Source organism: Comamonas sp. A7-5, assembly GCF_039581385.1.
In the GTDB taxonomy this organism is placed as follows: Bacteria; Pseudomonadota; Gammaproteobacteria; order Burkholderiales; family Burkholderiaceae_C; genus Comamonas; species Comamonas thiooxydans.
In genome coordinates this window covers 141,669-148,582 of the sequence record NZ_JBCPWO010000011.1, presented here as the reverse complement: position 1 = coordinate 148,582, position 6,914 = coordinate 141,669, and the positions used below count along the sequence as shown (strand labels likewise).

Sequence of the window (6,914 nt, the reverse complement as noted above, 5' to 3'; positions counted from 1 at the left end):
GACACGTTTGACGGGTACAAGGATTTTCATGAGAAAGCTCTTTCCTGGTTTTGAAGAGTGAAAGGCTTAGCGGGCCAGGCCCGCGAGCCGCTCGTTGATCAGTGCATGGGCCTGGTCCATGATGCCGGTGATCAGTTGCGCAACCGTCGGCACATCGTGGATCAGGCCGGCCACCATGCCGCAGGACCAGACGCCCGCGTCCATGTCGCCGTCGTGCATGATGCGCGGATAGACGCCAGCCACCTCGGGCGCAATGTCGGCAAAGGTAATGGCCGCGCCCAGTTCGCGCTCTTTTTGCAGCAGGCGCTCGGTGGCGGAGTTGGTCAGCACGCGCTCGGTGTTGCGCAGCGGGCGCATGACCAGGCGGGTATCCAGCTCGCTGGCCGCGACGATGGCCTGCTTGACCTTGTCGTGTACGGGTGCCTCTTTCGTGGCGATGAAGCGCGTGCCCATGTTGATGCCTTCGGCGCCCAGCGCCAGCGCGGCCACCAGGGAGCGGCCGTCGGCCATGCCGCCCGAGGCGACAAAGGGAATCTTCAGTTCTTCGGCAGCGCGCGGCAGCAGGATGAAGTTGGGGATGTCGTCCTCGCCCGGATGGCCGCCGCATTCGAAGCCGTCCACGCTGATGGCATCGCAGCCGATGGCCTCGGCCTTGAGCGCATGGCGCACCGAGGTGCATTTGTGAATCACCTTGATGCCAGCTTCCTTGAGCGCGGGCAGCCATTTCTGCGGGTTGTTGCCGGCCGTCTCGACCACCTTGACGCCGCCTTCGATGATGGCCTTGACATAGCCCGGATAGTCAGGCGGGTTGACCGAAGGGAGAAACGTCAGGTTGACGCCAAAGGGCTTGTCCGTCATCTCGCGGCAGCGCGCGATCTCGCGCGCCAACAACTCGGGCGTGCGCTGTGTCAGGCCCGTGATGATGCCCAGTCCCCCGGCGTTGGAGACGGCGGCGGCCAGCTCGGCCAGGCCCACATGGTGCATGCCGCCCTGGATGATGGGGTGCTCTATGCCAAAGAGTTCGGTGATGCGTGTCTTCATGTAGTTGTCACTCCACTGCAATGCCCTTGTCGCGGATCAGCTGGCCCCAGCGCGTGTAGTCCTGCTGGATGCGCTGGCCCAGCTGGGCGGGATTCTGGAAGGTGGCGATGGCGCCCGCGTGGAGCAGCTTGCTCTGGATGTCCTTGTCGGCCAGTATCTGCTGGACTTCGGAGGCAATGCGGTCAACCACGGCCTTGGGCGTGTCCTTCGGCGCGAGCAGACCACCCCAGGAAACGGCGTCATAGCCCTTGATGCCCTGCTCGGCAATGGTCTTGATGTCGGGCAGCATGCTCACGCGCTGGGGCGAGCCCACGGCGATGGCACGCAGCTTGCCGGCCTGAATATGAGGCAGCGCAGCCACGAGGTCTGCATACATGATGGGCACCTGGCCGCCGATGGTGTCGGTGATGGCGGGCACGCCGCCCTTGTAGGGCACATGCTGCATGTCGAAGCCGGCCATCTGCTTGAGCAGCTCCATGCTCAGGTGGCCGAAGCTGCCGGCACCCGAGCTGGTGTAGTTGAGCGCTGATTTCCGGGCCTTGGCGTGGGCGATCAGGCTCTTGAGGTCGGTGACATCGGGCAAAAGCGTGGGATTGACCACGATGACGATGGGCAGGTCATAGACCGTGGCCACGGGCGCGAAATCCTTGACGGTGTCGTAGCCGGCCTTCTTGTACAGATGGGGGGCCAGCAGCGTGGGCGTGGCCAGCATCATCAGCGTGTAGCCGTCGGCCGGACTCTTGGCGACCTGCACGGCCGCGATGGAGCCCGAGGCGCCGGGGCGGTTTTCCACCACCACGGTCTGCTTGAGGCGCTCGCCCAGCTTCTGGCCCACGATGCGCGATGCCGTATCGGTAGGGCCACCGGCCGGGAAAGGCACGACCAGGCGCAGCATCTTGGCTGGCCAGTCAGCCTCGGCCAGGGCGCCGCCGGCCATGCCAGCCAGCAGCGGCGCGGCAGCCAGTGCCAGAACGCTGCGCCGGCTGGTGCAGGCCTTAAGTGCGGGATTGCGCTTGTGCATGAAGTCTCCTGTCAAAGCTGTCTCAGCAGTCGTCGGTGGTGGCCCACTGCCGCAGGCCGTAAAAATCAGTCACTCAGTGATCCATGGCGCTGCGCGCCACCCGCAACCTATGAAACTGTCGCGGCGCAAGCGCGGGACACCGAGCAAGAGCCTACGCCGGCCGCGCCGCCCCGCAGCGAGGGTGTCGCCGGCCGCCCGTATGCCCCCTTCAAGGGAGAAGGCGCGGGGCCGCCCAGGCGAAGCGACTCAGGGGTTCAATCAAGCTTGGCGCCAGCCTGCTCGACCAGCGCTTTCCAGACCGGCATATCGCGCTGGTAGTTGTCGCGGAAAGCCTGGGGACTGTTCATCATGGGTATGAAGCCGGCGCCCGTGATGCGCTCCAGCACCTTGGGGTCCTTGATGATCTCGCGCAGGTGGCCATAGAGCTGGTCCACGACTTCCTTGGACGTGCCGGCAGGCGCGCCCATGGCCACCCAGCCGTAGATCGAATAGGCGTCGTCGGTCACGCCCTGCTCGAAGATGGTCGGCAGCTTGGGCAGGATTTCCATGCGTTCCTTGCCGGTCACGCCGATGGCCTTGAGGCGGCCCGAATCGATGAAAGGCTTGGTGTTGAGCGCGCTGGAAAAGCACAGCTGCAGCTGGCCGCCGATCAGCTCCTGGATCATGGGTGCCTCGCCCTTGTAGGCCGCATGGTTCATGTCGGCATCCATGGTCTTGCTCATATAGGCACCGGCCAGATGGGCGTACGAGCCCACGCCCCAGGAGCCATAGGACAGCTTGCCCTTGTGCGCCTTCACATAGGCCAGCAGCTCCTTCATATTGTTGGCCGGCACCGAAGGATGGACGACCAGCGTGACGGGCGCCGCGGCGATCTGGCTGATCAGCGCGATGTCTTTTTGCGGGTTGTAGGGCAGCTTGGTGTAGAGGAACTGGTTGATCAGCATGGAGGTGCTGAGCGAGACCATCAGCGTATGGCCGTCGGGCGCGGCCTTGGCCACGGCCTCGGTGCCGAGGATGCCGGCCGCGCCGCCGCGGTTGTCGATGACCACGGGCTGGCCCAGGCGCTTGGCCAGGACCTCGCCGATGGTGCGCGCGATGATGTCGGTGGCGCCGCCCGCGTTGAAGGGCACGACCACGCGAATTGGCTTTGCGGGCCAGGCCGGCTTGCCTGCCTGCGCAAGGGCGCTGCCGGCACCCGTGGCGAGCAGGCTGCCGCCGCCGATGGCGGCCAGCCCTTGCAGAAGATCGCGGCGTGTGACTTGGATGCTCATGGTTTGTCTCCTATGAAGTCGCTGTCTTTATCTGCCGTCTTGCGCGGCCTTTAATCTTGCTTTTGAGTTATTTATGGCTCTAGAAGATGTCCGCGGCCTGTGAGCCTGACACGGCCCAACAGGGACACCGAGCAAGGGCCGCCCCCGCAGCGAGGGTGTCGTCCCCTCCCGCGAAGCGAGAGAGGGGAAGCCGCACAGCGGCTCAGGGGGTGCTTCATGAAGGCTCCTGGGGCAGCGTGAGAACGCCCTTGGCTTGCAGGTCCTGCAATTGCACATCATCGAGCGTCAGCAGGCGCTGCAGCACTTCTCGCGTGCCCTCACCCAGCGTGGGCGGTGCATGGCGGATGGGCAGACGCTGTCCGTCCAGGCGGTAGGGCGGCGCGAACACGGGCGTGGTGCCGACCACGGGATGGGGCATGTCGCGCAGCAGGCCGCTGCGGCGCGTGCGCTCGCTGGTCAGGGCCTCGTGCAGGCCGGCCACACGGCCGCAGGGAATGCCTGCAGCCGTCAGGCGCTCCAGCAACTGGTCGCGCGGGAAGCTGCCAATCAGCGTCTTGAGCATGGGCAGCAGCTCCAGCCGGTTCCTGGCCCGGTTGACGTTGGTGGAGAAGCGCTGGTCCTCGACGATGTCAGGGCGCATGATGACTTGACGGCAGAACTTGTCGAACTGACTGTTGTTGCCCACGGCAATGATCAGCGGACCGTCGGCGGCCTCGTACATGCCGTAGGGCACGATGGAGGGGTGGGCATTGCCGTAGCGCTCGGGGTCGCGCCCCAGTTGCAGTGCATCCAGGCCGTAGTAGCCTGTGACCGTGATGCCGCTGTCGTACAGCGCCATCTCTATGAGCCGGCCCTTGCCCGTGCGCTCGCGGCGGAACAAGGCGGCCAGCACGGCCTGGGCTGCATACATGCCGGTTACCAGATCCACCACGGCCACGCCGAATTTGAGCGGCGGCATGCCTGCCTCGCCGTTGAGCGCCATCAGGCCCGCCTCGCCCTGAATCACCAGATCGTAGCCGGGGCGCTTGGCCTCGGGGCCGCTGCTGTCGTAGCCAGCCACGGCGCAGTAGATCAGGTCCGGCTTGATGGCCTTGAGCTGCTCGTAGCCCAGACCCAGCTTCTCGGCGCCGCCAGTCTTGAAGTTGTGGATGAGCACGTCGAACTGAGGCAGCAGTTCATGGAGGATCTTCACGCCCTCGGGCGTTTGCAGATCCAGCGTGATGGACCGCTTGTTGCGGTTCATGCTGTTGTAGTAAGTGGTCTCGGTCTTGCCGATGCGAATGCCCCAGTCACGCGTATCGTCGCCGCGGCCCGGGTGCTCGACCTTGACCACCTCGGCGCCGAAGTCGGCCAGAACCATGCCGCACAGCGGCCCGGCGAAGACGCGGGACAGATCGAGTACTCGCACCCCCTCCAGCGGGAAGTCGATGTCCTGGTTCTGTTCGGTATTGCTGTCGGCCATCTGCCTTTTCTCCTTGGAAAATCTTGGTTTCGTCGAGCGCTCAAGCACGCAGTTTGGTGAAATCGGCGCTGCGCTTTTCGAGAAAGGCTGCAATGCCTTCACGGGACTCCTCGCTCCCCTGCGAGCGCACCATGTGCTGCGCTTCCAGCTCCAGTTGCTGCTCCAGCGTATTGCGCGGCGCCTGCCGGCACAGGTCCTTGATCAAGGCCGTGGCCTGGTCCGGGCCGGTAGCGATCTGGGCGGCCAGCGCGACGGCATCGACCAGAGCCTGGCCGGGCTCGGCCAGGCGGTTGACGGGGCCCAGAGCGTACATGCGTTCGCCGCTGATGCGCTCGCCGGTCAGGCACAGCTCGGTCAAGACCTGCCGCGAGACGAACTCGGCCAGAAAGGCCGTGGCGCCACCGTCGGGCGTCAGACCCACTTTCACATAGGCCACTGAGAACAGGCTGTCGCGGGCGGCCACCAGCATATCGCAGGCCAGGGCCAGTGACAGGCCCGCGCCCGCTGCCGCGCCTTCGACGGCAGCGATGACGGGTTTGGGGCAGTCGCGCACGGCACGAATCAGATCGTGCAAGCCTTCGAGCTTTTCTCGGCGCTGCTCCACGGGCAGTTCGCGGCGCCTGGCCAGTTGGCGCAGATCGCCACCCGCGCAGAAATGGCCGCCCTCGCCCGTGAGCACGACCGCGCCCACACTGGCGTCAGCCGCAGCATCCGCCAGCGCGGTCGTGACGGCCGCGTAGAACGCGGGCGACAACGCATTGCGCGCAGCCGGATTGTTGTTGCTCAGCACCAGTACGGCACCTTCGCGGCGGGTCAGCAAAGCGTCACTCATTGATGTTCTCCATGTCTAGTGAAACCGCAGCGCCTCAGGCGCTGGAGTTCATGCCTGCGTCAAGGCCATGAAACGCGCCAGGTGATGGTCCTCGTCACCAAACTGGTGGTCGATCATGACCAGTCGCTTGGCGTAATGCGACAGCGGCAGCTCCCAGGTCATGCCGATGCCGCCATGCATCTGTATGCTTTCCTCGGCCACCAGGGTCCCCACGGAGCCCACGGTGTACTTGGCGGCTGACAGCATCTTCTCGCGCTCCGTGCCCTGGGCGTTGTCGATGGCATCGGCCGCATTGATGACGGTGGAGCGCACCTGCTCCACCTCCAGCAACAGATCGGCCATGCGGTGCTGCAGCGCCTGGAAGCTGCCGATGACCACGCCGAACTGCTTGCGCGTCTGCAGATACTCCAGCGTGTTCTGCTTGGCCACATCCATGGCGCCCAGGGCCTCGGCAGCCAGCGCCAGCAAGGCAAAGCCCTGCACATGCTCTAGCACGGCATGGCCCCGGCCCTCGGCACCCAGCAGCGCATCCTCTGCCAGCTGCACGTTTTCGAAAGTCAGCTCGGCGGCGCGGCCGCCTTCCATACGGCTGTAGCCACGCTTGACGATGCCGGCGGCGTTGCCGTCGACCAGGAACAGGCTGATGCCGGCAGTATCGAACATGCCGCCTGCAGTGCGCGCCGACACCAGCAGCAGACCGGCCTTTTCGCCAAAGGCCACCACGCTCTTGGCGCCGTTGAGCACCCAGCCCGTGGCGGTCCTGGCCGCCGTGGCCGTGACCTTGTTGAGCTCGTAGTGACTGCCCGGTTCGTCGTGCGCCAGGGCAGCGATCACGCCGCCGGCGATGATGTCCTCCAGTTGGCGCTTCTGCGCTTCAGTGCCGGCCGCAATCAGGGCCTGGCCCACGACCAGCGCCCCCAGCAAGGGCTCGGCCACCAGGCCACGGCCCAGCGACTCGAACACCACGCTGATGTCAAAGCCCGATCCGCCAAAGCCGCCCTCCTCTTCGGGGAACAGCGCGCCGATCGCGCCCAGCTCGGCAAATTGCGCATACAGCGCGGGGCTGTGACCTTCTGCACCATAGGCCAAATGGTTGCGCTGTTCGATACCGTACTGCTCGGCCACAAAGCGGTTCAGGCTGTCCGCCAGCATGCGGCGGTCTTCGGTGTGTGTGAAGTTCATGACAAATTCTTTCTACCCAATCGAACGAATCGGTGTCGCATGCCACCGCCCGGTTCGCCAGGGACGCCCAGCAAGGGCCGCCCCGCAGCAAGGGCGTCGTCCCCC

General features: G+C 65.4%; 6 protein-coding genes. All 6 read right to left on the bottom strand.

The features are described 5' to 3' along the window. Positions 1 to 66 precede the first annotated feature (66 nt). Complete coding sequence (locus tag AAIL67_RS18285; protein ID WP_012839556.1) at positions 67 to 1,041, bottom strand: nitronate monooxygenase family protein; 975 nt, start codon at positions 1,039 to 1,041, stop codon at positions 67 to 69. A gap of 7 nt (positions 1,042 to 1,048) precedes the next feature. Then, on the bottom strand, positions 1,049 to 2,062 hold the full coding sequence (locus tag AAIL67_RS18280) for a tripartite tricarboxylate transporter substrate binding protein (protein ID WP_034377738.1): 1,014 nt from the start codon (positions 2,060 to 2,062) through the stop codon (positions 1,049 to 1,051). A 254-nt stretch (positions 2,063 to 2,316) separates the two neighbouring features. Next, positions 2,317 to 3,333, bottom strand: a complete 1,017-nt coding sequence (locus AAIL67_RS18275; protein WP_034356035.1) for a tripartite tricarboxylate transporter substrate binding protein — start codon at positions 3,331 to 3,333, stop codon at positions 2,317 to 2,319. Positions 3,334 to 3,547: 214 nt separating this feature from the next. Further along, complete coding sequence (locus tag AAIL67_RS18270; protein WP_343484527.1) at positions 3,548 to 4,795, bottom strand: CoA transferase; 1,248 nt, start codon at positions 4,793 to 4,795, stop codon at positions 3,548 to 3,550. A gap of 40 nt (positions 4,796 to 4,835) precedes the next feature. Further along, the gene (locus AAIL67_RS18265) at positions 4,836 to 5,627 is read right to left on the bottom strand and encodes an enoyl-CoA hydratase (protein WP_343484526.1); all 792 of its coding nucleotides are present in this window, start codon (positions 5,625 to 5,627) and stop codon (positions 4,836 to 4,838) included. 48 nt (positions 5,628 to 5,675) lie between these two features. Further along, complete coding sequence (locus tag AAIL67_RS18260) at positions 5,676 to 6,809, bottom strand: acyl-CoA dehydrogenase family protein (RefSeq protein WP_034377741.1); 1,134 nt, start codon at positions 6,807 to 6,809, stop codon at positions 5,676 to 5,678. Positions 6,810 to 6,914 lie beyond the last annotated feature (105 nt).